The 24,409-nt window shown below is 55.0% G+C and carries 14 protein-coding genes, 2 tRNA genes and 4 rRNA genes; 13 read left to right on the top strand and 7 right to left on the bottom strand.

From position 1 onward, the window contains the following. Nucleotides 1-2 precede the first annotated feature (2 nt). From LOY70_RS29410 to LOY70_RS29395, 4 genes are all read right to left on the bottom strand, one after another. A complete protein-coding gene (locus LOY70_RS29410; protein WP_025216189.1) occupies nucleotides 3-1,439 on the bottom strand; it encodes an NAD(P)(+) transhydrogenase (Re/Si-specific) subunit beta in 1,437 nt (478 codons plus the stop codon). After that, the gene (locus tag LOY70_RS29405; RefSeq protein WP_003187010.1) at nucleotides 1,439-1,762 is read right to left on the bottom strand and encodes an NAD(P) transhydrogenase subunit alpha; all 324 of its coding nucleotides are present in this window, start codon (nucleotides 1,760-1,762) and stop codon (nucleotides 1,439-1,441) included. Before LOY70_RS29405 ends, LOY70_RS29410 begins: the two co-directional genes overlap by 1 nt. A 15-nt stretch (nucleotides 1,763-1,777) precedes the next feature. Continuing rightward, nucleotides 1,778-2,899, bottom strand: a complete 1,122-nt coding sequence (locus LOY70_RS29400; RefSeq protein WP_123344991.1) for a Re/Si-specific NAD(P)(+) transhydrogenase subunit alpha — start codon at nucleotides 2,897-2,899, stop codon at nucleotides 1,778-1,780. Nucleotides 2,900-3,333: 434 nt separating this feature from the next. Continuing rightward, entirely contained in the window at nucleotides 3,334-4,230 is an 897-nt protein-coding gene (locus LOY70_RS29395; protein ID WP_123344992.1) for a LysR family transcriptional regulator, read from the bottom strand. Between the two features lie 156 nt (nucleotides 4,231-4,386). Here LOY70_RS29395 and LOY70_RS29390 point away from each other — a divergent pair, with 156 nt between their 5' ends. The 11 genes from LOY70_RS29390 to LOY70_RS29340 all read left to right on the top strand — a co-directional run bounded on the left by LOY70_RS29390 (nucleotide 4,387) and on the right by LOY70_RS29340 (nucleotide 18,722). Continuing rightward, entirely contained in the window at nucleotides 4,387-5,568 is a 1,182-nt protein-coding gene (locus LOY70_RS29390; RefSeq protein ID WP_025216186.1) for an acyl-CoA dehydrogenase, read from the top strand. Nucleotides 5,569-5,580: 12 nt separating this feature from the next. After that, complete coding sequence (locus LOY70_RS29385) at nucleotides 5,581-6,801, top strand: CaiB/BaiF CoA transferase family protein (RefSeq protein WP_265032108.1); 1,221 nt, start codon at nucleotides 5,581-5,583, stop codon at nucleotides 6,799-6,801. A 600-nt stretch (nucleotides 6,802-7,401) separates the two neighbouring features. After that, a 16S ribosomal RNA gene (locus LOY70_RS29380) occupies nucleotides 7,402-8,938 on the top strand. 65 nt (nucleotides 8,939-9,003) lie between these two features. Further along, nucleotides 9,004-9,080: transfer RNA gene (locus tag LOY70_RS29375), tRNA-Ile, on the top strand. A 27-nt stretch (nucleotides 9,081-9,107) separates the two neighbouring features. After that, nucleotides 9,108-9,183: transfer RNA gene (locus LOY70_RS29370), tRNA-Ala, on the top strand. A gap of 246 nt (nucleotides 9,184-9,429) precedes the next feature. Next, a 23S ribosomal RNA gene (locus tag LOY70_RS29365) occupies nucleotides 9,430-12,321 on the top strand. A 154-nt stretch (nucleotides 12,322-12,475) separates the two neighbouring features. Further along, nucleotides 12,476-12,591: ribosomal RNA gene (rrf, locus tag LOY70_RS29360) — 5S ribosomal RNA — on the top strand. A 108-nt stretch (nucleotides 12,592-12,699) separates the two neighbouring features. Continuing rightward, nucleotides 12,700-12,815 (top strand): 5S ribosomal RNA (gene rrf / locus LOY70_RS29355). Together the 16S, 23S and 5S rRNA genes with 2 tRNA genes alongside form the textbook arrangement of a ribosomal RNA operon. Before the next feature lie 185 nt (nucleotides 12,816-13,000). Beyond that, nucleotides 13,001-13,636: an NADH:ubiquinone oxidoreductase subunit N gene (locus LOY70_RS29350; protein ID WP_265032106.1), complete on the top strand. Its 636-nt coding sequence runs from the start codon at nucleotides 13,001-13,003 to the stop codon at nucleotides 13,634-13,636. A 156-nt stretch (nucleotides 13,637-13,792) separates the two neighbouring features. Continuing rightward, nucleotides 13,793-15,298 carry a YdgA family protein gene (locus tag LOY70_RS29345; RefSeq protein WP_265032104.1) on the top strand — a complete coding sequence of 502 codons (1,506 nt, stop codon included), beginning with the start codon at nucleotides 13,793-13,795 and terminating at the stop codon, nucleotides 15,296-15,298. Between the two features lie 328 nt (nucleotides 15,299-15,626). Then, on the top strand, nucleotides 15,627-18,722 hold the full coding sequence (locus tag LOY70_RS29340) for a TrlF family AAA-like ATPase (protein ID WP_265032103.1): 3,096 nt from the start codon (nucleotides 15,627-15,629) through the stop codon (nucleotides 18,720-18,722). A gap of 358 nt (nucleotides 18,723-19,080) precedes the next feature. On the opposite strand, the gene LOY70_RS29335 is transcribed toward LOY70_RS29340, so the two are convergent. Together LOY70_RS29335 and LOY70_RS29330 are read right to left on the bottom strand one after the other, a co-directional pair. After that, complete coding sequence (locus tag LOY70_RS29335) at nucleotides 19,081-20,748, bottom strand: hypothetical protein (RefSeq protein ID WP_265032102.1); 1,668 nt, start codon at nucleotides 20,746-20,748, stop codon at nucleotides 19,081-19,083. Nucleotides 20,749-21,076: 328 nt separating this feature from the next. Further along, a complete protein-coding gene (locus LOY70_RS29330; RefSeq protein WP_265032101.1) occupies nucleotides 21,077-21,850 on the bottom strand; it encodes a hypothetical protein in 774 nt (257 codons plus the stop codon). A gap of 403 nt (nucleotides 21,851-22,253) precedes the next feature. On the opposite strand from LOY70_RS29330, the gene LOY70_RS29325 reads away from it, so the two are divergent. Next, entirely contained in the window at nucleotides 22,254-22,970 is a 717-nt protein-coding gene (locus tag LOY70_RS29325; protein WP_265032099.1) for a class I SAM-dependent methyltransferase, read from the top strand. 225 nt (nucleotides 22,971-23,195) lie between these two features. Here the strand turns inward: LOY70_RS29325 and LOY70_RS29320 are convergent, their stop codons facing one another. Further along, the gene (locus LOY70_RS29320) at nucleotides 23,196-23,552 is read right to left on the bottom strand and encodes a DUF6124 family protein (protein ID WP_265032097.1); all 357 of its coding nucleotides are present in this window, start codon (nucleotides 23,550-23,552) and stop codon (nucleotides 23,196-23,198) included. 478 nt (nucleotides 23,553-24,030) lie between these two features. Here LOY70_RS29320 and LOY70_RS29315 point away from each other — a divergent pair, with 478 nt between their 5' ends. Further along, nucleotides 24,031-24,396 carry a hypothetical protein gene (locus tag LOY70_RS29315; RefSeq protein WP_265032096.1) on the top strand — a complete coding sequence of 122 codons (366 nt, stop codon included), beginning with the start codon at nucleotides 24,031-24,033 and terminating at the stop codon, nucleotides 24,394-24,396. Nucleotides 24,397-24,409: the final 13 nt, after the last annotated feature.

The following is a 24,409-nucleotide window of genomic DNA, read 5'->3' as shown; positions in this document are numbered from 1 at the left end:
CGTTATTCCACCGCTTTGACCATGTCTTCGATGACCTTCTTGGCGTCACCGAACACCATCATGGTCTTGTCGAGATAGAACAACTCGTTGTCCAGACCGGCATAGCCGCTGGCCATCGAGCGCTTGTTGACGATGATGGTCTTGGCCTTGAAGGCCTCGAGGATCGGCATACCGGCAATCGGCGACTTCGGATCGTTCTTCGCCGCCGGGTTCACCACGTCGTTGGCGCCGAGCACCAGCACCACATCGGCCTGACCGAACTCGGAGTTGATGTCCTCCATCTCGAACACCTGGTCGTAAGGCACTTCGGCTTCGGCCAGCAGCACGTTCATGTGTCCAGGCATGCGACCCGCTACCGGGTGGATCGCGTATTTAACGGTCACGCCGCGATGGGTCAGCTTCTCGGTCAGCTCTTTCAGTGCGTGTTGCGCACGGGCCACCGCAAGGCCATAGCCTGGGACGATGATGACCGTGTCGGCGTTGGTCAGCAGGAAGGTGGCGTCGTCTGCCGAGCCGGACTTCACCGGGCGGGCTTCTTTGGAGCCTGCCGGGCCAGCAGCATCTGCTGTGTTGCCGAAACCGCCGAGCAACACGTTGAAGAACGAACGGTTCATCGCCTTGCACATGATGTACGACAGGATCGCACCGCTCGAACCCACCAGCGAACCGGCAATGATCAGCATCGAGTTGTTCAGCGAGAAGCCGATACCCGCCGCGGCCCAACCGGAATAACTGTTGAGCATCGACACCACCACCGGCATGTCCGCGCCGCCGATCGGGATGATGATCAGCACGCCCAGCACAAAGGCCAGGGCCAGCATCAAGGCGAACGCGCCGAGGTTGCCGGTGAACATGAACATCAGGCCCAGGCCCAGCGTGGCAAGGCCCAGGATCAGGTTGAGCTTGTGCTGGCCGCCAAACTGTACCGGTGCGCCTTGGAACAGGCGGAACTTGTACTTGCCCGAGAGCTTGCCGAACGCGATCACCGAACCGGAGAAGGTGATTGCACCAATGGCTGCGCCGAGGAACAGCTCCAGGCGGTTACCGGCCGGGATCGAATCACCCAACTGCTTGACGATACCCAGGGACTGCGGCTCGACGACGGCGGCGATGGCAATGAACACCGCTGCGAGGCCGATCATGCTGTGCATGAACGCCACCAGCTCGGGCATCTTGGTCATCTCGACGCGCTTGGCCATGATCGAACCGGCGGTACCGCCAACCAGCAGGCCGACGATGACGTAGCCGATACCGGCGGTAGCCAGCTCAGCACCGAGCTTATAAATGAGGCCCACGGTAGTGAGCACCGCCAACGCCATGCCGAGCATGCCGAACAGGTTGCCACGGCGTGACGTGGTGGGGTGCGACAGGCCTTTGAGGGCCTGGATGAAGCAGATCGACGCGATCAGGTAGAGCGTCGTTACCAGGTTCATGCTCATTACTTGGGCGCCTCTTCTTTTACGGCTTTCGGGGCTTTTTTCTTGAACATTTCAAGCATGCGGCGCGTCACCAGGAAGCCACCGAACACGTTCACGGCGGCCAGGGCTACGGCGAGGGTGCCCATGGTCTTGCCCAGCGGCGTCACGGTCAGCGCGGCGGCGAGCATGGCGCCGACGATCACGATCGCCGAAATGGCGTTGGTCACCGCCATCAACGGCGTGTGCAGTGCAGGTGTCACGTTCCAGACCACGTGGTAACCGACATAAATCGCCAGCACGAAGATGATCAGGTTGTAGATACCGGGGGAGATGAGCTCTTCCATTGTCTGAATCCCTGCTTAGGCGTTTTTGCGGATGACTTGGCCGTCGCGGCACATCAGGCACGCGGCGACGATGTCGTCTTCTAGGTTCACGTCGAACTGACCTTCCTTGGTGAAAACCAGCTTCAGGAAGTCCAGCAGGTTGCGCGCGTACAGCGCCGAAGCGTCAGCCGCGACTTCACCGGCCAAGTTGGTCGGGCCGCAAATGGTCACGCCATTCTCGACCACGACCTGATCAGCCACGGTCAGCGGGCAGTTACCGCCCTGGGCGGCCGCGAGGTCAATGACCACCGAGCCAGGCTTCATCTGCGCGACGGTTTCGGCGCTCAGCAGCGTCGGTGCCTTGCGGCCCGGAATCAACGCCGTGGTGATGACGATGTCAGCCTGTTTGGCGCGCTCATGCACGGCCTGGGCCTGACGCTGCATCCAGCTGGCGGGCATGGGCCGGGCGTAACCGCCGACGCCGACAGCGCATTCACGCTCTTCATCGGTTTCATAAGGCACATCGACGAACTTGGCGCCGAGGGATTCGATTTGCTCCTTCACCGCCGGACGCACGTCCGAAGCCTCGATCACAGCGCCCAGGCGCTTGGCCGTGGCAATCGCCTGCAGCCCGGCCACACCGGCACCGAGAATCAGCACGCGCGCCGCTTTTACGGTGCCCGCGGCGGTCATCAGCATCGGCATGAAGCGTGGATAGTAGTGAGCGGCCAGCAACACGGCTTTATAGCCGGCGATGTTCGCTTGGGACGACAGCACATCCAGGCTCTGGGCGCGGGAGGTACGTGGCGCAGCCTCAAGGGCGAAAGCGGTAATGCCGCATTCGGCCAGCTTGGCAATGGTTTCGTTGTTGAACGGATTGAGCATGCCCACCAGCACGGTGCCGCTCTTGATCAACGCCAGCTCGCTGTCGCTGGGGGCGACCACCTTGAGGATCAGTTCGGCGCCGAACGCATCATTGGCGCTGCCAATGGTTGCGCCCGCCGCTTCATAAGCACTGTCGATGACGCTGGCCTTGATGCCGGCGCCGCTCTGAACAGTGACCTTATGGCCTTGGCCGATCAGTTTCTTGATGGTTTCCGGGGTAGCAGCAACCCGTGTTTCACCCGTTTGGGTTTCGAGGGGAACACCAATGTGCACGTCAAATCTCCTGCGTGATCTTATTGAGTAAACCCAGGCACTTCGGATGGTGCGGTTGGGGCGGCCGATCAGCACGATCCCGCCAAACCAGGCGGGGCGCGGCATTTTGCAGGCGAAAATTCAGCCCTTCAAGGGATTATGACGGGTGACGGAAAATTAACTACAAGTCACCCTGTGACCGAATGTCGCAATTATTGATCGGCGTCCCTTGCGGGCCGTGCTTTTCAAGGGTTCAGGCTTAAATTGACAAATTTTCCCATCGGCCAGATGAATAAGCCCTGATGCGCTGCGCGATGTGGCTCAAAGCCATGTATTTAAACGCTTTAGAGACTACTGTACTGACTTCATAACAGAATGACTGAATGCGACATATAGTTATATCTGTAGCGACTTTGCTTAGTTGACTACCTAAGTCGGTTAAATGTTTTCCCTTATTAATCAAGGTGATAGTTGATTGCCTGTTTCACAAGCCAGTCACGAAAAGCCCGAAGAGAGGCGGATTCCACTTTTCGCTCGGGAATCATCAGGTAGTAGGCCTTGATACTCGACAGTGCGTTGCGGTTGGCAACGACCAGTCGTTTCTCTGCCAGCTCGCGCTGAATCAAAAAGGGCGGGATCAACGCTACCCCCATGTCATGCATGGCCGCTTGGGCAAGCATGGAGAATAGTTCATAACGCGGGCCTGTCAGGTCGCGTGCAATGTTCAGGTTCTGCGAGCTGAACCATTGGCGCCAGGCATACGGGCGAGTGGTTTGTTGCAGCAAGGGCAGTTCGGCGATGGCTTGCGCTGTCAGGCTGTTCTGATTGCCGAGTAAGGCGGGGCTGCACACCGGCATTGGGTTTTCGCCCATCAGCTTGTGGGATTCGGTACCGGACCAGTCCGCATCCCCGAAATAGATGGCAGCGTCAAACTCCGTATCCGCAAAAAGAAAGGGGCGCGTGCGGTTGGTCAGGTTTACGGTGACTTCCGGATGCTGCTGCTGGAAATCCTTGAGGCGTGGTAACAGCCATTGAGTGCCGAACGTCGGGACCACGGCCAGTTCGATCACATTCGCGCCGGTGTGTCCCATCACCGAAAGCGTATCGCGCTCCACGGCGTCGAGTTGGGTGGCAATCCGACGGCTGTAGGAAAGGCCTGCTTCGGTCAGTTTGACTCCGCGTCGCGAGCGTCGGAACAGCTCCACGCTGAGGAAATCCTCCAGGCTGGCAATCTGTCGGCAAATAGCCCCTTGTGTCAGAGAAAGCTCTTGCGCGGCCTTGGTAAAGCTCTCGTGGCGTGCAGCGGCCTCAAAACTGATCAGGGCGGCGGTGCTGGGGATTTTACGGCGCATATACGCAAGTCTCACTCAAGATGGGCATAAACGGGGTTTATGACGTTTACGGAGTGAGAAATTAGCACAAGACTATGCGGAATCCTCGTTTGCCCTTGTAGGCAACCGCGCCTAGGATCAATCCACGATTTTCATTTAATTGGCGAGGACTCTTTCATGGCCGGTAAAGCGAGCTTCAACTGGATCGATCCATTGTTGCTGGACCAGCAGCTCACCGAAGAAGAACGCATGATTCGTGACACTGCCGAACAGTTCGCCCAGCAAAAGCTCGCGCCGCGGGTGCTGGAAGCGTTCCGTCATGAGAAAACCGATCCGGCGATCTTCCGTGAGATGGGTGAGGTGGGGCTGCTGGGAGCAACCATCCCCGAACAATACGGCGGCAGTGGGCTGAACTATGTCAGCTATGGCTTGATCGCCCGCGAAGTGGAGCGTGTCGATTCCGGCTATCGCTCGATGATGAGCGTGCAATCTTCGCTGGTCATGGTGCCGATCAATGAATTCGGTACCGAGGCGCAAAAACAGAAGTACCTGCCGAAGCTGGCCTCCGGTGAATGGATCGGCTGCTTTGGTCTGACCGAGCCGAACCACGGTTCCGACCCGGGCGCGATGATTACTCGGGCGCGCAAAGTGGAAGGCGGCTACAGCCTGACAGGCAGCAAGATGTGGATCACCAACAGTCCGATTGCCGATGTTTTTGTCGTCTGGGGCAAGGACGACGCGGGTGATATCCGCGGCTTCGTCCTCGAGAAGGGCTGGAAAGGCCTGAGTGCGCCGGCCATTCATGGCAAGGTCGGCCTGCGTGCGTCGATCACGGGCGAGATCGTCATGGACAACGTGTTCGTTCCGGAAGAAAACATCTTCCCGGATGTGCGTGGCCTGAAGGGGCCGTTTACTTGTCTGAACTCGGCACGCTACGGCATCTCCTGGGGCGCCCTGGGGGCCGCCGAGTTCTGCTGGCACACCGCTCGCCAATACACGTTGGATCGGCAGCAGTTCGGTCGTCCTCTGGCTGCCACTCAGCTGATCCAGAAGAAACTGGCCGACATGCAGACTGAAATCACCCTTGCCTTGCAAGGATGTCTGCGTCTGGGGCGAATGAAAGATGAAGGCACGGCTGCGGTTGAAATTACTTCGATCATGAAGCGCAACTCCTGCGGCAAATCCCTGGATATCGCACGCATGGCCCGGGACATGCTGGGCGGCAACGGTATCTCCGATGAGTTCGGCATCGCTCGTCATCTCGTGAACCTGGAAGTGGTGAACACCTACGAAGGCACGCACGACGTTCATGCGCTCATTCTTGGGCGTGCGCAAACCGGTATCCAGGCGTTCTATTAATAGGAGGACGGTATGGGCGCGCTTTCGCACCTGCGGGTATTGGATTTATCGAGGGTGTTGGCTGGGCCTTGGGCTGGACAGATCCTGGCTGACCTTGGGGCTGAGGTGATCAAGGTTGAGCGTCCTGGCAATGGTGACGATACGCGCGCCTGGGGCCCGCCCTTCCTGAAGGATGCGTATGGCGAGAATACGACCGAGGCGGCGTATTACTTATCGGCCAATCGCAACAAGCAATCGGTCACCATTGATTTCACACGTCCTGAGGGGCAGAGGCTGGTGCGGGAATTGGCGGCCAAGTCCGACATCCTGATCGAGAACTTCAAGGTGGGTGGGTTGGCGGCCTATGGCCTGGACTACGAATCGCTAAAGGCGGCCAACCCGCAATTGATCTATTGCTCGATTACCGGGTTCGGTCAGACCGGTCCTTACGCCAAGCGTGCCGGGTATGACTTCATGATCCAGGGGCTGGGGGGCTTGATGAGCCTTACGGGTCGGCCTGAAGGCGATGAAGGGGCGGGGCCCGTGAAGGTTGGGGTTGCGCTGACGGATATCCTTACGGGTGTCTATTCGACGGTTGCCATTCTGGCGGCACTGGCGCACCGCGAGCATGCGGGTGGTGGGCAGCATATCGATATGGCCTTGCTGGATGTTCAAGTCGCTTGCCTGGCCAATCAGGCGATGAATTACCTGACCACGGGCAATGCACCGAAGCGGCTGGGCAATGCTCATCCAAACATCGTGCCCTATCAGGATTTTCCTACGGCTGATGGTGACTTCATCCTTACTGTGGGGAATGACGGTCAGTTTCGAAAATTCGCCGAGGTGGCTGGCCAGCCGCAGTGGGCTGATGATCCGCGTTTCGCCACAAACAAATTGCGGGTGGCGAACCGTGCGGCCTTGATTCCGTTGATTCGCCAGGCGACGGTGTTCAAGACCACTGCCGAGTGGGTGGCTCAGTTGGAGCAGGCCGGGGTGCCCTGTGGACCGATCAACGATCTGGCTCAGGTGTTTGCTGACCCTCAGGTTCAGGCTCGTGGATTGGCGATGGAGTTGCCCCACGCGCTGGCAGGTACAGTGCCGCAGGTGGCCAACCCTATCCGGCTGTCGGAGACGCCGGTGGAGTATCGCAGTGCGCCTCCTTTATTAGGGGAGCACACGCTGGAGGTGCTGCAGCGTGTGTTGGGGTTGGATGTGGCTGCGGTGACGGCGCTCAGGGGGGCAGGGGTTCTTTGAGCCTCTCTTCTATATAGAGATAGGCTTTGAGAAGGCGCGGGTTTCCAATGTTTCGCAACTTATTGATAGAAAAGCGAAATTAAGGGTTGACGGCAGATTCTGGATGTCTATAATTCGCCCCACTTCCGGCGCAGTAGAAACGGAAAACTCCTTGAGATTCAATGAGTTATCCTTGTTTTGAAAGTGCCAGGCTTCAGTTCATCGAAGCCTGGGAAGCAGTTGATAAGGTGGTTTGTTTGGCCTTGTTGGCGATTCGATCTTCTCGGTCGAAAGCGGTGAAAAAGAGGTGTTGACAGCAGCGAGTAACGCTGTAGAATTCGCCTCCCGCTAACGAGAGATCGGAAGCGCAAGTGGTTGAAGTTGTTGAAAATAACCGCTTGACAGATACACCAGGCGCTGTAGAATGCGCGCCTCGGTTGAGACGAAAGGCTCAATCCACCGCTCTTTAACAACTGAATCAAGCAATTCGTGTGGGTGCTTGTGGAGTCAGACTGCTAGTCAACAGATTATCAGCATCACAAGTTACTCCGCGAGAAATCAAAGATGTAACCAACGATTGCTGAGCCAAGTTTAGGGTTTTCTCAAAACCCAAAGATGTTTGAACTGAAGAGTTTGATCATGGCTCAGATTGAACGCTGGCGGCAGGCCTAACACATGCAAGTCGAGCGGTAGAGAGAAGCTTGCTTCTCTTGAGAGCGGCGGACGGGTGAGTAATGCCTAGGAATCTGCCTGGTAGTGGGGGATAACGCTCGGAAACGGACGCTAATACCGCATACGTCCTACGGGAGAAAGCAGGGGACCTTCGGGCCTTGCGCTATCAGATGAGCCTAGGTCGGATTAGCTAGTTGGTGGGGTAATGGCTCACCAAGGCGACGATCCGTAACTGGTCTGAGAGGATGATCAGTCACACTGGAACTGAGACACGGTCCAGACTCCTACGGGAGGCAGCAGTGGGGAATATTGGACAATGGGCGAAAGCCTGATCCAGCCATGCCGCGTGTGTGAAGAAGGTCTTCGGATTGTAAAGCACTTTAAGTTGGGAGGAAGGGCAGTTGCTTAATACGTAACTGTCTTGACGTTACCGACAGAATAAGCACCGGCTAACTCTGTGCCAGCAGCCGCGGTAATACAGAGGGTGCAAGCGTTAATCGGAATTACTGGGCGTAAAGCGCGCGTAGGTGGTTTGTTAAGTTGGATGTGAAATCCCCGGGCTCAACCTGGGAACTGCATTCAAAACTGACAAGCTAGAGTATGGTAGAGGGTGGTGGAATTTCCTGTGTAGCGGTGAAATGCGTAGATATAGGAAGGAACACCAGTGGCGAAGGCGACCACCTGGACTGATACTGACACTGAGGTGCGAAAGCGTGGGGAGCAAACAGGATTAGATACCCTGGTAGTCCACGCCGTAAACGATGTCAACTAGCCGTTGGGAGCCTTGAGCTCTTAGTGGCGCAGCTAACGCATTAAGTTGACCGCCTGGGGAGTACGGCCGCAAGGTTAAAACTCAAATGAATTGACGGGGGCCCGCACAAGCGGTGGAGCATGTGGTTTAATTCGAAGCAACGCGAAGAACCTTACCAGGCCTTGACATCCAATGAACTTTCTAGAGATAGATTGGTGCCTTCGGGAACATTGAGACAGGTGCTGCATGGCTGTCGTCAGCTCGTGTCGTGAGATGTTGGGTTAAGTCCCGTAACGAGCGCAACCCTTGTCCTTAGTTACCAGCACGTTATGGTGGGCACTCTAAGGAGACTGCCGGTGACAAACCGGAGGAAGGTGGGGATGACGTCAAGTCATCATGGCCCTTACGGCCTGGGCTACACACGTGCTACAATGGTCGGTACAGAGGGTTGCCAAGCCGCGAGGTGGAGCTAATCCCACAAAACCGATCGTAGTCCGGATCGCAGTCTGCAACTCGACTGCGTGAAGTCGGAATCGCTAGTAATCGCGAATCAGAATGTCGCGGTGAATACGTTCCCGGGCCTTGTACACACCGCCCGTCACACCATGGGAGTGGGTTGCACCAGAAGTAGCTAGTCTAACCTTCGGGAGGACGGTTACCACGGTGTGATTCATGACTGGGGTGAAGTCGTAACAAGGTAGCCGTAGGGGAACCTGCGGCTGGATCACCTCCTTAATCGACGACCGCAGCTGCTCCATGAGCTCCCACACGAATTGCTTGATTCATTGAAGAAGACGATTGGGTCTGTAGCTCAGTTGGTTAGAGCGCACCCCTGATAAGGGTGAGGTCGGCAGTTCGAATCTGCCCAGACCCACCAATTTCATGGTGTCCCCTGTAGCGATACGGGGCCATAGCTCAGCTGGGAGAGCGCCTGCCTTGCACGCAGGAGGTCAGCGGTTCGATCCCGCTTGGCTCCACCATAAACTGCTTCTGAAAGCTTAGAAATGAGCATTCCATCAAGGTGATGGTGAATGTTGATTTCTAGTCTTTTGATTAGATCGTTCTTTAAAAATTTGGGTATGTGATAGAAAGATAGACTGGACGTTGCTTTCACTGGTAACGGCTCAGGCTAAGGTAAAATTTGTGAGTTGCTCTTAAGTGAGCAAGCGTACGAATTTTCGGCGAATGTCGTCTTCACAGTATAACCAGATTGCTTGGGGTTATATGGTCAAGTGAAGAAGCGCATACGGTGGATGCCTTGGCAGTCAGAGGCGATGAAAGACGTGGTAGCCTGCGAAAAGCTTCGGGGAGTCGGCAAACAGACTTTGATCCGGAGATGTCTGAATGGGGGAACCCAGCCATCATAAGATGGTTATCTTGTACTGAATACATAGGTGCAAGAGGCGAACCAGGGGAACTGAAACATCTAAGTACCCTGAGGAAAAGAAATCAACCGAGATTCCCTTAGTAGTGGCGAGCGAACGGGGACTAGCCCTTAAGCTTCTTTGATTTTAGCGGAACGCTCTGGAAAGTGCGGCCATAGTGGGTGATAGCCCTGTACGCGAAAGGATCTTAGAAGTGAAATCGAGTAGGACGGAGCACGAGAAACTTTGTCTGAATATGGGGGGACCATCCTCCAAGGCTAAATACTACTGACTGACCGATAGTGAACTAGTACCGTGAGGGAAAGGCGAAAAGAACCCCGGAGAGGGGAGTGAAATAGATCCTGAAACCGTATGCGTACAAGCAGTGGGAGCCCACTTTGTTGGGTGACTGCGTACCTTTTGTATAATGGGTCAGCGACTTATTTTCAGTGGCGAGCTTAACCGAATAGGGGAGGCGTAGCGAAAGCGAGTCTTAATAGGGCGTCTAGTCGCTGGGAATAGACCCGAAACCGGGCGATCTATCCATGGGCAGGTTGAAGGTTGGGTAACACTAACTGGAGGACCGAACCGACTACCGTTGAAAAGTTAGCGGATGACCTGTGGATCGGAGTGAAAGGCTAATCAAGCTCGGAGATAGCTGGTTCTCCTCGAAAGCTATTTAGGTAGCGCCTCATGTATCACTGTAGGGGGTAGAGCACTGTTTCGGCTAGGGGGTCATCCCGACTTACCAAACCGATGCAAACTCCGAATACCTACAAGTGCCGAGCATGGGAGACACACGGCGGGTGCTAACGTCCGTCGTGAAAAGGGAAACAACCCAGACCGTCAGCTAAGGTCCCAAAGTTATGGTTAAGTGGGAAACGATGTGGGAAGGCTTAGACAGCTAGGAGGTTGGCTTAGAAGCAGCCACCCTTTAAAGAAAGCGTAATAGCTCACTAGTCGAGTCGGCCTGCGCGGAAGATGTAACGGGGCTCAAACCATACACCGAAGCTACGGGTATCACTTAGGTGATGCGGTAGAGGAGCGTTCTGTAAGCCTGTGAAGGTGAGTTGAGAAGCTTGCTGGAGGTATCAGAAGTGCGAATGCTGACATGAGTAACGACAATGGGTGTGAAAAACACCCACGCCGAAAGACCAAGGTTTCCTGCGCAACGTTAATCGACGCAGGGTTAGTCGGTCCCTAAGGCGAGGCTGAAAAGCGTAGTCGATGGAAAACAGGTTAATATTCCTGTACTTCTGGTTATTGCGATGGAGGGACGGAGAAGGCTAGGCCAGCTTGGCGTTGGTTGTCCAAGTTTAAGGTGGTAGGCTGGAATCTTAGGTAAATCCGGGATTCTAAGGCCGAGAGCTGATGACGAGTTACCCTTTGGGTGACGAAGTGGTTGATGCCATGCTTCCAAGAAAAGCTTCTAAGCTTCAGGTAACCAGGAACCGTACCCCAAACCGACACAGGTGGTTGGGTAGAGAATACCAAGGCGCTTGAGAGAACTCGGGTGAAGGAACTAGGCAAAATGGCACCGTAACTTCGGGAGAAGGTGCGCCGGTGAGGGTGAAGGACTTGCTCCGTAAGCTCATGCCGGTCGAAGATACCAGGCCGCTGCGACTGTTTATTAAAAACACAGCACTCTGCAAACACGAAAGTGGACGTATAGGGTGTGACGCCTGCCCGGTGCCGGAAGGTTAATTGATGGGGTTAGCTAACGCGAAGCTCTTGATCGAAGCCCCGGTAAACGGCGGCCGTAACTATAACGGTCCTAAGGTAGCGAAATTCCTTGTCGGGTAAGTTCCGACCTGCACGAATGGCGTAACGATGGCGGCGCTGTCTCCACCCGAGACTCAGTGAAATTGAAATCGCTGTGAAGATGCAGTGTATCCGCGGCTAGACGGAAAGACCCCGTGAACCTTTACTATAGCTTTGCACTGGACTTTGAATTTGCTTGTGTAGGATAGGTGGGAGGCTTTGAAGCGTGGACGCCAGTTCGCGTGGAGCCAACCTTGAAATACCACCCTGGCAACTTTGAGGTTCTAACTCAGGTCCGTTATCCGGATCGAGGACAGTGTATGGTGGGTAGTTTGACTGGGGCGGTCTCCTCCTAAAGAGTAACGGAGGAGTACGAAGGTGCGCTCAGACCGGTCGGAAATCGGTCGTAGAGTATAAAGGCAAAAGCGCGCTTGACTGCGAGACAGACACGTCGAGCAGGTACGAAAGTAGGTCTTAGTGATCCGGTGGTTCTGTATGGAAGGGCCATCGCTCAACGGATAAAAGGTACTCCGGGGATAACAGGCTGATACCGCCCAAGAGTTCATATCGACGGCGGTGTTTGGCACCTCGATGTCGGCTCATCACATCCTGGGGCTGAAGCCGGTCCCAAGGGTATGGCTGTTCGCCATTTAAAGTGGTACGCGAGCTGGGTTTAGAACGTCGTGAGACAGTTCGGTCCCTATCTGCCGTGGACGTTTGAGATTTGAGAGGGGCTGCTCCTAGTACGAGAGGACCGGAGTGGACGAACCTCTGGTGTTCCGGTTGTCACGCCAGTGGCATTGCCGGGTAGCTATGTTCGGGAAAGATAACCGCTGAAAGCATCTAAGCGGGAAACTTGCCTCAAGATGAGATCTCACTGGGACCTTGAGTCCCCTGAAGGGCCGTCGAAGACTACGACGTTGATAGGCAGGGTGTGTAAGCGCTGTGAGGCGTTGAGCTAACCTGTACTAATTGCCCGTGAGGCTTGACCATATAACACCCAAGCAATTTGAGTCGAAAGGCCAGATTGCGGTGTGTGAAGACGAGATGAACCGAAAGTTCGACGCTGCTCACAAAGCAACACACAAACTATCGCATACCCATTCGCTGGAACGTGACCGCAAGGCACGCGCTGGCTACCGAATTTCTTGACGACCATAGAGCATTGGAACCACCTGATCCCATCCCGAACTCAGAAGTGAAACGATGCATCGCCGATGGTAGTGTGGGGTTTCCCCATGTGAGAGTAGGTCATCGTCAAGATTAAATTCCGAAACCCCTATCTGCTGATGCAGGTAGGGGTTTTGTTTTAAGTAGAAGTTATCGATTTTCACTGACTCGTTGCTGTTGAACGGGTCGGTCACAGAATTTCTTGACGACCATAGAGCATTGGAACCACCTGATCCCATCCCGAACTCAGCAGTGAAACGATGCATCGCCGATGGTAGTGTGGGGTTTCCCCATGTGAGAGTAGGTCATCGTCAAGATTGAATTCCCAGAACCCCTATCTGCTGACGCAGACAGGGGTTCTGTCGTTTTGGGCCGGTAATCGGATCGCCCCCTCTGATTGCTGTCGACGCCCGGCAAACCCCGAGGTCGTTGCTATGCTGAGAGAGTCGGGGCACTGGCGAAAATGGAGCCCGCGACGTCACTGGTCATGGGGATTCCAATAATGAAAAACCCTTATGCTCCCGGCTTCTGGTGCGCTATTGCGGCGTTGTTGCTGCTTTCGGCCACTTATTTCTATGGCGTCATGCTCACCCACCAGATCGACAAGGCACTGCTCTTCCTGGATAGCGCGGCGGCGTTGATCGCTGTGATATCCATTGCAATCGTGGCCTGGGCATCGCTTCAGGGTCAGCGCATCAAGAAAAAACACCTTGAGCAGGGCAAGACGCTGGTCCTGATCTGGGACACCAAGGTTGCGCTCCGGCGGGTCGAAACGGTATTCGATCGTTACTTCTGGGGCAGCTACTGGCAGCCAGGCCGCACGTTCCAGGAAGTCATGGGGGAACTCACCGGTACCCCGCTGGAAAAGAGCCTCGAGGCGCTCAAGACCCAATGCGCCGCTTTGGACAAGCAAGTCACCCAGGATGGCTGGCATTGGCTCAACAACGCCCGTGAGCTCTGTGACGTCGCTAACGCCATGGCGCGGGAGCGTTATCAGCTGGACTTCTGCGATTCGCGCGCAGAGTCATCAGGCGCGCCTGTAATCAATCGCGATTTTGAAGTGCTGGTGTACACCTGGACGGCACGCCTTAAGACATTCGACCATCAACTCGACGAGATTGAAGTCCAATATTCGTAGACCACCTCGCAAGAATATTCTTTTCCCCCTTTAAACATTGGGCCCGCAGGGGTGCCTGATGGTAATCTCCCTCCACTTTACGGCGTCGAGCCACCCCCTTTGCGGGTCAGGGAAGACGACGGCTTTCTTCAACCATGGACATCGATCGGGTTACTCATGAATAAATCAGCAAGCGTACTTCTTGGCATCGTTGTGGTTATCGGTGCAGTCAGCGCAGGCGGCGCCTGGTATACCGGCACGAAGCTCGAAGGCGTACTGAACACCGCTATTGCCGATAGTAACAAGCAGATGCAAACGGCTTTGGCCGGGTCCAATAGCTCCGCTTCGATCGAACTGGTTTCCCTCGACCGTGGGACTTTCAGCAGCACCGCCCACTATCGCCTCAAGGGTGAGGGCGAGATATTTGGCGCAGAGCCGGTTGAGTTGCTGTTCGTCGACAACATCGAACACGGCCCACTGCCATTTTCGCGCCTGATGACACTCAAATGGCTGCCGGTCATGGCCACCAGTCACACTGCCCTTGAAAGAACCCCACTGACCGAAAAATGGTTTGTCGCCGCCAAGGACCAATCGCCGCTCAAAGGCGTGGTCAACCTGGGTTACGACCAATCCACCAACGGTACGTTCGAGCTGCTGCCCCTGGACACCAAGCTGGATGAACAGACCCAGCTCATCTTTTCCGGCCTGAAAATCGACGTGGCCGCCAGCGCCCAGGCGCAGAAGATCAAGGCCGACGGTTACATGGACAGCTTCAAGCTGACCACTGTCGCCGAAGACCAGACGCCGGTACAGGTTGAAGTGAACGGCCTGACGCTGGCCAGCAACCTGAGCAAAAGCCCTTACGGTTACTACATGGGTGACAACACCCTGCTGCTGAGCAGCACCAAGGCCACCTTCGGTGAGCCGAAGTCGGTGGTGGGCATGAAGAACTTCGAGATGAAGAACAACAGCACCGAGACCGGCACCAGCGCTTCGGGGCGTGCTGATTACAAGATCGGTGAATTGTCGTACAACGATAAGACCATCGGCTCGGCACAGATGGCAGTCAGCCTGAAGAACCTCGATATCCCGGCCACCATGTCGCTGATGCAGGTTTACCAGACCAAGCTTCAACCCTACGAAAAAGCGGCTGCCGAAGCGGCTGAAGCGGGTGAGCCGACTCCAGAGTTGAACCTGACCGAAGCTGAAGAAGCGCAAGTCAAAGCCGATCTGGAAAAACTCCTGGCTGGCGGCCCACAAGTGGCACTGGAAAACCTGTCGTTCACAACCACCAACGGTGAAAGCCGTGCGAGCCTGGTCGTCGATTTCGCCAAGCCGCAATCCATGGACCTGCCACCCGATGAACTGGGCCGTCAGTTGCTCGCCCTGCTGGACTTCAACCTGAAAGTGTCCAAGCCAATGCTGGTGGACCTGATGACCGTGCAGGCGCAGATGGAAGGTCAAACCGACGCTAAACTGATCGCCGATCAGGCCACCGCTACCAGCGACATGTTCGGTGCCATGGCAGTCGGCACGGAACTGGCGAAACTTGAAGGCAGCGATGTGGTAACCAAGCTTCACTACGCCAACAATCAAGTCGATTTCAACGGCCAGAAAATGACCGTTGAGCAATTCACGGCGTTCGTCATGAGCAAGCTTGGCGGTGGCGTCGCTGTTCAGTAACTGCTTAAGTAATGCCCAAACCCGGCCCGTGCGTTACGCATGGGGCGGGTTTTTTTATGACTTTTTTATCATTTAGATCTGTTCTCGACCTCAAAAAATTCGGCGTTCCTTGAGCAAATCTACAACCGTCGAATTTCTGAAGAATATTCGCAGAATGGTGATGTAAGTAATGTGTAGCTTGGCGTGAGCACGGTCGTCAGGACACGAGCCCCCTGTATTGGGCACCCCTGGTCGACTTGTCGGTAATGGCAACGCGACATACCATCTGGTATCCATTGGCGTGATAAACGAAATGGACTGGGCAGTTCCAGACAAAGGAAGGTGAGCAATGGCGATTCAGAGCGGCAGTGAGCGCGGTTCAGAGTGGCGGCAGTGGGATTTACATATTCACACTCCAGCGTCATTCGAATGGAGCGGGACGAAGTTTGATCGGAAGAACCTGGGTTCGCCTGCTAACAATGCCCTTGTGGATGAGATGATTAAGGCGCTGAATGAGGCGGAGCCGGGTGTTTTTGCGCTGATGGATTATTGGACGTTTGACGGGTGGTTTGCGCTGAAACGCAGATTGAGTGAGGCGGACGCCCCGAAGTTGACGAAAACGGTCTTTCCTGGGATTGAGCTAAGGCTTGCTGCTCCTATGAAGGGGCGCCTTAACGCCCATGTTCTGTTCTCCAACGAGCTTGATGATCAGATCCTCAAAGACTTTTTATCCCACCTCCGACTAGCCGAAAACAGCAGGCCATTGTCAGATGGGGCTCTCATTGATTTCGCCAAGCAAGCCCCGGACGCACTCCTCAGGCATCACGGTTTCAAGCCTGAGCAGGTGGCAGCAGATGATGCGCAGGCCTACATAGCTGGCGCTAAAATCGCCGAGTTGACTTGTGACAGCTACAAAGAGGCGATAGCCAAAGTTCCTGATGAGCAAGCTATTGGGTTCATGCCATACGATACGAACGATGGCCTGAGCGATGTGAGATGGACAGATCACTACGCTTATTTCATTGGGCTGGTGCGATGTTCTCCGATTTTCGAAAGTCGAAATCTAGATGTCCGTGCTGCTTTTGTCGGAGAAGAAACACCCGGTAATGCCAAGTTTTATGCTGGTATCAGAGAGGGATTGAAAGATGTCTCTCGCCTAGTGGTGGCCGGGAGTGATGCGCACTGCTTTGTTGGCATTCCTGGAAGCAATGATCGTCGTGGATACGGCGACTTTCCGTCAGACAAGAAAACTTGGATCAAGGCTGACCCCACATTCCGTGGGTTGCAGCAAGCAATACTAGAGCCCGCAAAGCGCTCATTCATAGGGATCTCACCTCCCAAGCTAGATCATATCGCGGCCAACAAAACGTATTTCATCGACCATGTGATGATCAGCAAGGTGCAGGGATCTGCACTGGCCTCGCACTGGCTGGACGATGTCCAGATTCCGTTGAACTCCGATCTTGTCGCCATAATTGGCAACAAGGGGAGTGGCAAAAGCGCTCTGGCTGACGTCCTGGCTCTGTTGGGCCATTCGCGCCAGACCAATCACTTCTCCTTCCTTCGAAAGGAGCGGTTCCGGGGGAAGGCTGGAGAGCCTGCTCGACAGTTCGAGGGTTTCATCATCTGGCATGATGGAACCATTAACACCTGCAATCTCAACGCGGACCCGCCCGCCGAGATGGTTGAGATGGTGAGGTACATCCCTCAAGGACACTTCGAAGATCTCTGCAACGCACATGTTACTGGCCAATCTCACGCTTTTGAAAATGAGCTTAGGGCGGTCATTTTCTCTCATACCGATGATGCAATCCGTTTAGGTGCACTGGATTTTGACCAACTAATTGAGCAGCAGGAAAGCACGTACCGCCTTCAGCTGAACGAGTTCCGTAAGGATCTGAAACGGGTCAATCTTGAGATCGCTACCTACGAAAACCAACTCCATCCTTTAGTTAAGAAAAGCCTAACGGAACAACTGACCCTCAAACGACGGCAGCTTGCAGAGCATGAGGCTGTGAGGCCAGCGGCGATTGAAAGGCCTTCTGCTGAGCTGTCACCTGAGCAAAAAAAGACGGCCGAGGCCCTTGAGGCAATCGCTGCTAATCTCAAACGCTTGGAAGATGAACACAACAAAGCTAATGAGAAGGCCTCACAGCTAGCGGCCAAGAGCAAGGCCGTCAAGGACGTGAAAGAGCAAGTCCGGTTGCTCCAGCGCACCTACGACCAGTTCGTGAACGACACCAGTAAAGATCTCAAGCTATTGGGATTGGCTGTCACCGACGTGGCGAAAATCGACTTAAATCTTGGTACGTTGGGCCGGCTCGAAGAGGCGTTTCTAGGTGAGCAAACGACCATTGGCATTAGAGCCACCGCAGCGGAAGGTGAGCGCAAGGAACTCATAGGGAAGCAAGTCGAAGCTAAAGCGAAGTTGGATCAACCTCAGCTGTTTTATCAGAATCATCTGCTCGCAGTCCAAGAGTGGCAGAGGAAGTATCTGGACCTTGTTGGTGCTAGTGACTCTCCAGAAACGGTGAAAGGACTGGAGACTAGGATCGCTCAAATAGATGCTCTACCAGAGCTGTTGAAGGCGCATCGAAGCGTTCGACTGGCGTTGGCAGGGGAGGTCTACGACATCCTCGATGCTCAGCGACGAGCTAGGGAGGCACTGTTCAAGCCGGTTCAAGAACTAATTCAGGGGAACAGTCTGATTCGCGAGGAGTACAAGCTCCAATTCAAGGCGAAGCTCGGCGGCTCAATTGACGCTTTTGCCACCAGCCTTTTCACCCTGCTGAAGCAGAACGTCGGAGAGTTCCGAGGCGACGACGAGAGCCTCAACACAGTGCGCCGACTGGGCGAAGCTGCTGATTTCGACAATCGTGGAGAGGCTGTGGCCTTTGCTCAGGCGCTGCACGACAGGATCTCAGCTGCGGCCGCTACGATTGGCGACAAGGTTGAATACGGCATCGACTCAATGCTGCGTAAGGACAAGAGTGCGAATGAGGTTTATGACCTCCTGTTTGATCTTTCCTACCTGGAACCCCGGTATTCACTGACGTTCCAAGATGCTGAGATCGAGCAGCTCTCGCCCGGTCAACGGGGTGCTCTGCTCTTGATCTTCTATCTGCTGGTGGACAGGGGGCGCAACCCAATCATTCTGGATCAGCCGGAAGAAAACCTCGACAACGAAACTGTGGTGAGTCTTCTTGTGCCAGTGCTCACCGAGGCTAAGAAGCGTCGGCAGATCATCATGGTTACGCACAACCCGAACCTTGCGGTTGTCTGCGATGCGGAGCAAATCATCTGGTCTCATTTTGTTCGAGCGAACAGCCAAAAAATCTCCTATACCGCAGGAGCCATCGAGAGCCCTGCTATCAACGGGCATGTGGTGAAGGTGCTTGAGGGGACGAAGCCTGCCTTCGATAACCGCAGGTTCAAATATCATTGATGAGCGCCCTGCCCAATTTATCAGTACCGATGCAAAACCGTGCCGGGTGTTTCCTTGCTGGAGTTCAGCCGAGCGTTACTTCCGACTCAGCGAGGTAATGCTCGATGGCATGTTTTAATCGACGGCGGAGGCTCTAGCTGCATTGCCCCTTTGAGGCATCTGAACCTCAGGCCATAGATCCGCAAACAATGCTGGTGGGAGGCAAATTTGTAGCTGCTGGGTAGTTGCGAGTTTGGAGGCTAGACATTCACCAACTCCACGCGTGCTAGTGACAGGCTGTCTGGTGCCAAGGCTCCTTGAGTTAGCATTTGCCCTTTCGTATCGGCTGGAAGTCGGAAGGGACAACGCTGAGCCTTCTTTAACACTCGGGACACACAGGAGCGTCAATTGCGGACTCGGCCTTTGTAGGCAATGCAGGAAGTGGTGGAGGAGTGGCAGGGATGGCCAAACGGCGCTTAGCATCTCGATCTTTCCTGCGCTGTTTCCGTCTCTTTTCGGCCTCGAATTCCTGCATAGGATGTTTCACAAAATGTTGTTCGTATGTCTTTAGCAGCCCGACTTCTTTGCTCGCCTTTGCTTCGGCGAGAACGTATTCAGCGTCGCGAAGTTGAATTACCAACTTACTGCTTTCTTCCTGTCTGGCACTGACGAGGGCTATTGCTTCTTCTGAAAACCCGCCACTAGTCCACAGCTCATAGCGCTGGCTCAGAGTTGCCCAATCCGAATGAATTTTCGCGGCTCCCCTCAGGACAGGGATTCGTTTATCCAGCCATTTGATCACCTCTTCGTCGTCAAGGGTGCTGGCCGGATGGATACCTTTGCACTCAATGAAGATGACCTCATGATTTTTGCGTACAGCGAGAACGTCGATCTCCGCCTGTTTCCCCATCACGTCTTTCACGATGCGGTTCATCTGTTGATCGTATCCGGCGAACGTAGACCTAGCGATCTGCGCCACTGCAAATTCGAAAAGGCTTCCACGTAACGAATAGGACGCTCCCTCTATACGGGATAGGTCGTTGAAGACTTTATCAAGTGCAGCTGGGCTTTCTGTGAGCTTGGCTGTGTCGTTCAGAACGTTGCATAAGTTTTTCAGCGCAAGAGCTACGTCGTGGCCAAATAGGCTTTCGGTAGTTGCCGGGATAACGCCTTCACCTTTCAGCAGCGCAAATGCCTCAGTTTGATAGGCCTCAGCAACGAACACCTGAAGGCATTTGCCGACTTTCGGTAAGCTGCGCAGGGTGACGCATTTGTGCAGGAACGCGCCTACATCATCCGGGGAAATCCATCCGTTCAAGGCTATATCGCAAACGAAAAAGCCAGGTTTTAAGGTTGTGCTGTCGTAAGTCCGCATTGGATACAGGTAGGAGGGACCTGCGAGGTCCCAGTTGAATGTGCCGACCTTAGGCAACGATTCGCGATCCTCGTCCTCTCTCGTCTCAACTGACTCATAGCTCACCATCCCAAGGTTTCTCGCCCAGTCTTTGACAGCCAGGAGCGTAACCTTCTCTGCGATTAGGCGGCCTTTCATTTTTCCCCACATCGTTGGAATATCCGACAATTGCTCCCTATCGCATCGCATGATGGAAATCTGTCCAGCGGGAAGATCAACTTCCTTCACCAGACCAGCTTTGCTCAGCCGTTCGAGCAGGCTTTCGGCTGAGATGTGTCTCTTCTGCGCGATGGGGGCGCCGCACGCGATGAGGAAATGTGCCCGAGGCATTATATTGTCGCGCAGCTCTAGCGCCCTCAAAGCCAGGTAGTACGCACTACGTGTTCTCTTCAGAGCTTCCATCAGGTTGTGAAAAAAGTACGGGGAGCCGTAGCTTTGTTCTAGATACACAAAGCGAGCCCGGTGTGGGAAAACGATCTGGCTCAGCTTGTTAATTCCATCACCGCAGCGCTCAACGCGTTTTCTAGCAGCTGTTGGATTCAGGCCGTACCGCTGCTCCAGCAGTTTCGACAGATCACTGCTCAGCATCGGTCCTTCACGCTTGAGGATATCCGCAATGGGGTTGTCGCTCATGATGGTCACCCGAAATGTCACACAGCGCTATTTATACTACTTGTAAACAAGTCAGGGTCGCTATTTCGCGATTCTGTACGAAGGGCTCGAAAAATAAGGCGCGTAGAGCATCGAAATACCGCTTTCCATGAAAATGTCACAATAGGATATTTCCCAAATGCATGGGTGGGTCTAGGAGGCTGGTCTACTGGGTTGCGCCAAAGTAAATTTTGTTCGTGTTACTGCTCAAATTGCCGGCATGACCGGAAAGCGATGGTCGCGGTGTTGGTACGAGCGTTTTTGCCGCGACATATGATCTTGGCTGCTTATCTCCAGGCCAAGGTTGTCATCACGCCCCCGGGCCATCGTCTTGCTTCAACGCCTTAAGGAACCAGGTAGGTGGATTCAAATCATCATGATCAAATATGTTCTCAGGAACCTCGCTCCAGAATGCAACGATGGCGTCAGAGATACCTTCTATCTGATCATCGCTCACAGTCAAATGGGTATGGTCTAGCCAATCCAAGGTAGCAGCAGGTAGGCCATGCTCTGACCGGATTGGATCAGATAGATACTCCGGACATTGCTGCTTAAGATCTGCAAGAGCTTTTCCATCCCCATGTTTGTAGACGTTCACAAGGCACCGGCAGCCATTCAAGGTCTGCCAGTATCTTTGGGTGGAAACCGGCCACCCTAGGCTTTCTAATAACAACATGATCGATGGGAAGTCCGCAGACCATACCTTCGCCGGAGCGGCTGGGCCGCGATGCCAGTGCCGCATCTCATCGGTGATCCAGCCTCGGAGTTTCTTCTCCCAATTATGGAACATACCGGCGACGACGCTCAGCCGCGTCTGCATGCGCATTTCATCAAGGAGAAGGTAAAACTCCGTGCCTGCCTCTTCGGAAGCCTCATAGATTGCGCCGACATCATCTCTATCAGGATCGAAATTCTTTGAGCGCTCATCTAGCCACGCATCCGCCGCTCGGTCGGCGTCTTGCGTCATGTCTGCAAATTGGCTAAGGAGGCGTTCACGTGCCTGCTGAATGTAGAAATTGTGCTGACCTATGAGCGACTGCCGATACGGTTCCCACATTTGAAACAAAACTTGAGCACTAGACATAATGTGACATCCGTCTAAATGGTAGGCCCGCGACTTCGAACGCTCTAGTGAAGCATCGGAGCCGCACGTTTCGCACTGCCGTTGCGAGGTCTGGCGCCATGCCGTTGCGGTACGGCGTCCCGCCTAATAGCTTATGATTGCAGCGACTTAAGATCTTGGTTGAGGTCGATGGTATGGTTTTCTGTAGGGATGCGTCGGCCTTTTTTGGGGCGGCTTCGCCGCCCAGCGGAAGCGGCTCCCTCGCCACGGAGGTTGGCGCTGTGGCGGCTATCAAAAACATGGCGTGCAAACACCGTTTGAGTTTGAATCCAGCATTCCCGATAGGAATGCAGCACATAAAATTAATGAATTTTTCTTATCGAAACGGCTGGCGTAGCTTGATTCAAGGACACGGAGAACCGCCTTGAAATCATCCTCTAGCACTTCAGCTGAAAAATTCGATACCGCCCGAGCCAATGAGTACGGACGCCAGAGCCGTATCGCCCTGGCCGGGTATGACGCCTGCCAAGACCTGGCTGCGTGCATGTTGGCGGCAAGCCTCGGCCCGGCACGCTCGGCGAAAATCCTGGTGGTGGGCGCCGGCGGTACCGCGCAGGAGATCATTGCGATGGCCTCGCTGGAGCCCGGTTGGCGCTTTACGGCGGTTGATCCCTCCGGGCCGATGCTGGAGGCCGCGAAGCAGCAGTTGGAGGCCCACCATTTGCTCGAAAGAACGAGCCTGCACCTTGGGACTGTCGAGGACTTGGCGGCAGATGCGTCATACGACGCCGCCACTTTGATCGGTGTCTTCCATCACCTCGAAGGCGATGAGGCCAAGCGGCAGATTTTTCGAGCCATTGGGGCTCATCTCAAACCCGGTGCACCGCTGATCGTGGCAGGCAATCAATACGCTTATAGCAGCCAGCCGTTATTGCTCGCCGCCTGGGGGCAACGCTGGCGGCAGCATGGCGCTAGCGCGGATGAGGTGAAGGCCAAGCTTGGGAAAATCCTGCAGGGCGCTGACCCGCCACACTCCGAGGCAGCGGTTCAACAGTTGTTGCATAAGGCCGGGTTCGGCGATGCCACGCGGTTCTTCAGCAGCCTGTTCTGGAGTGCTTGGTTGACGTGTAAAACGGGCTGAAGCGACAGCGCTATGCACTGACCAACAATCCCCTGTGGGAGCGAGCTTGCTCGCGAAGGCGGCAGTGCATAGATACCTGGCCTCAAGGTGTACGAAGGTCTGTGGCGAGGGGGCTCCCGCTCGGTGGTGCTGCGGTTTTTCTGTAGGAATGCGCCGGTCTTTTTTGGGGTGGCTTTGCCGCCCAGCGGGGATAAATCCCCTCGCCACAGGTTGGTGGTGTAGCGGCTAGCGTGGGTCGACGTTATCCAGTGCTCGGTTTGCCAGCAATGAGCTCAATTCGATCAGTTGCTGGATACCAAGAGCGATGTGGCGGCGAGAGCCTTCCAGTTCGAAGGCCAGGTCGCCAACCATCGCATCGGCTGAAGCCAGGGTTTCGCTGAGGTTGGCCAGTAGGCTTTCGTTGTCGATGTCTTTTATGACGGTGAATAGCTGGCCTGGTTTGGGCGCGTCTTCAGATTTTGTCTTTGGCGACAGGTAGAAGTCCAAAGCACGCTCGGCAGCTTCGTCGAGCTTTTTGGTTTTGGATTTGGTGCGCGGGGGAGCTTGGTCCGCCTGTGGCGGATTGGGCGTAGGTTTGAACATGTGCTGATTACTCCATGGTTAAGCCGCAACCTCTTCCCTACTAAAAGAAGGGTGGCGGCTGTACGCAGGTTAGTAGACCGGGGAGATCAGCATTGCCGGCGCGCCGAAGCGCCCTGCGCACAGCCACCATCAAGGGCAAGGTAAGAACCTACCTGGATGGAGAGCTCATGCAACTTACTGACACAACCCCGGGCTACTAAACCCGACCACTGATGGGCAGTGGCAGGGAAACGATAGAGGCCGGAGACAAGGCGCACAAGCGGGCGGATTCTGGCGTAGTTGTAGGCAACGGCGCAAGGATGCGTAGCTCGGTTCAAGGGGCGGCAATCAGGATGTAGGCACGCTCTGAAGGTCGCTCCGGGGGGGGGGCAGTACCTGTTAGTTCTTACAGGTGACGCTCAATCATTCCGGCTGTTAAATCAACGTCTCGAAGGGCGCTATTTTGCGCGCTTTCTCAAACTGATTGAGGACGCCGGCAATGGACATCAAAAGAGGGGTCTATCTCGTAGTCTTGGTCTTTGCGTTTACCCTGCAACCCACGAACGCCGATACAACGGCTGCCGCCTCCAAGGTGGCCACGGACGCCGTTAAGGCTCAAGACACAACGCCTGCGGCTCCCGTCACGGCAGAGATTCGGAATAACACCACGACTACCATTACCGTCACAGAAAGTGGCGGCTCCCCGGCCCAATCGCTTGAGGAAAAACAAAATTTTGGAAGCCAGCGCTTTCCTGGATCCGATATCACGATCCAGATTCCGGCAAACGCTGAGGCCAGACTCATAAAGGTCTACGGGCAGGGCAGTTCTGAGTGTGGTTTCTCCGTTTGCGTAATGGTCCAGTAAGCCAAGCACCGGG

The sequence above is a fragment of the Pseudomonas sp. B21-054 genome (genome assembly GCF_026016345.1).
In the GTDB taxonomy this organism is placed as follows: domain Bacteria; phylum Pseudomonadota; class Gammaproteobacteria; order Pseudomonadales; family Pseudomonadaceae; genus Aquipseudomonas.
This window is presented reverse-complemented; position numbering and strand designations above follow the sequence as displayed.

What these genes read in the sequence shown, in the direction of transcription:
- LOY70_RS29410 (WP_025216189.1), bottom strand. Translation starts at nt 1,439, where the DNA reads ATGAGCATGAACCTGGTAACGACGCTCTACCTGATCGCGTCGATCTGC.
- LOY70_RS29405 (WP_003187010.1), bottom strand. Translation starts at nt 1,762, where the DNA reads ATGGAAGAGCTCATCTCCCCCGGTATCTACAACCTGATCATCTTCGTG.
- LOY70_RS29395 (WP_123344992.1), bottom strand. Translation starts at nt 4,230, where the DNA reads ATGCGCCGTAAAATCCCCAGCACCGCCGCCCTGATCAGTTTTGAGGCC.
- LOY70_RS29390 (WP_025216186.1), top strand. Translation starts at nt 4,387, where the DNA reads ATGGCCGGTAAAGCGAGCTTCAACTGGATCGATCCATTGTTGCTGGAC.
- LOY70_RS29385 (WP_265032108.1), top strand. Translation starts at nt 5,581, where the DNA reads ATGGGCGCGCTTTCGCACCTGCGGGTATTGGATTTATCGAGGGTGTTG.
- LOY70_RS29350 (WP_265032106.1), top strand. Translation starts at nt 13,001, where the DNA reads ATGAAAAACCCTTATGCTCCCGGCTTCTGGTGCGCTATTGCGGCGTTG.
- LOY70_RS29345 (WP_265032104.1), top strand. Translation starts at nt 13,793, where the DNA reads ATGAATAAATCAGCAAGCGTACTTCTTGGCATCGTTGTGGTTATCGGT.
- LOY70_RS29340 (WP_265032103.1), top strand. Translation starts at nt 15,627, where the DNA reads ATGGCGATTCAGAGCGGCAGTGAGCGCGGTTCAGAGTGGCGGCAGTGG.
- LOY70_RS29335 (WP_265032102.1), bottom strand. Translation starts at nt 20,748, where the DNA reads ATGAGCGACAACCCCATTGCGGATATCCTCAAGCGTGAAGGACCGATG.
- LOY70_RS29330 (WP_265032101.1), bottom strand. Translation starts at nt 21,850, where the DNA reads ATGTCTAGTGCTCAAGTTTTGTTTCAAATGTGGGAACCGTATCGGCAG.
- LOY70_RS29320 (WP_265032097.1), bottom strand. Translation starts at nt 23,552, where the DNA reads ATGTTCAAACCTACGCCCAATCCGCCACAGGCGGACCAAGCTCCCCCG.
- LOY70_RS29315 (WP_265032096.1), top strand. Translation starts at nt 24,031, where the DNA reads ATGGACATCAAAAGAGGGGTCTATCTCGTAGTCTTGGTCTTTGCGTTT.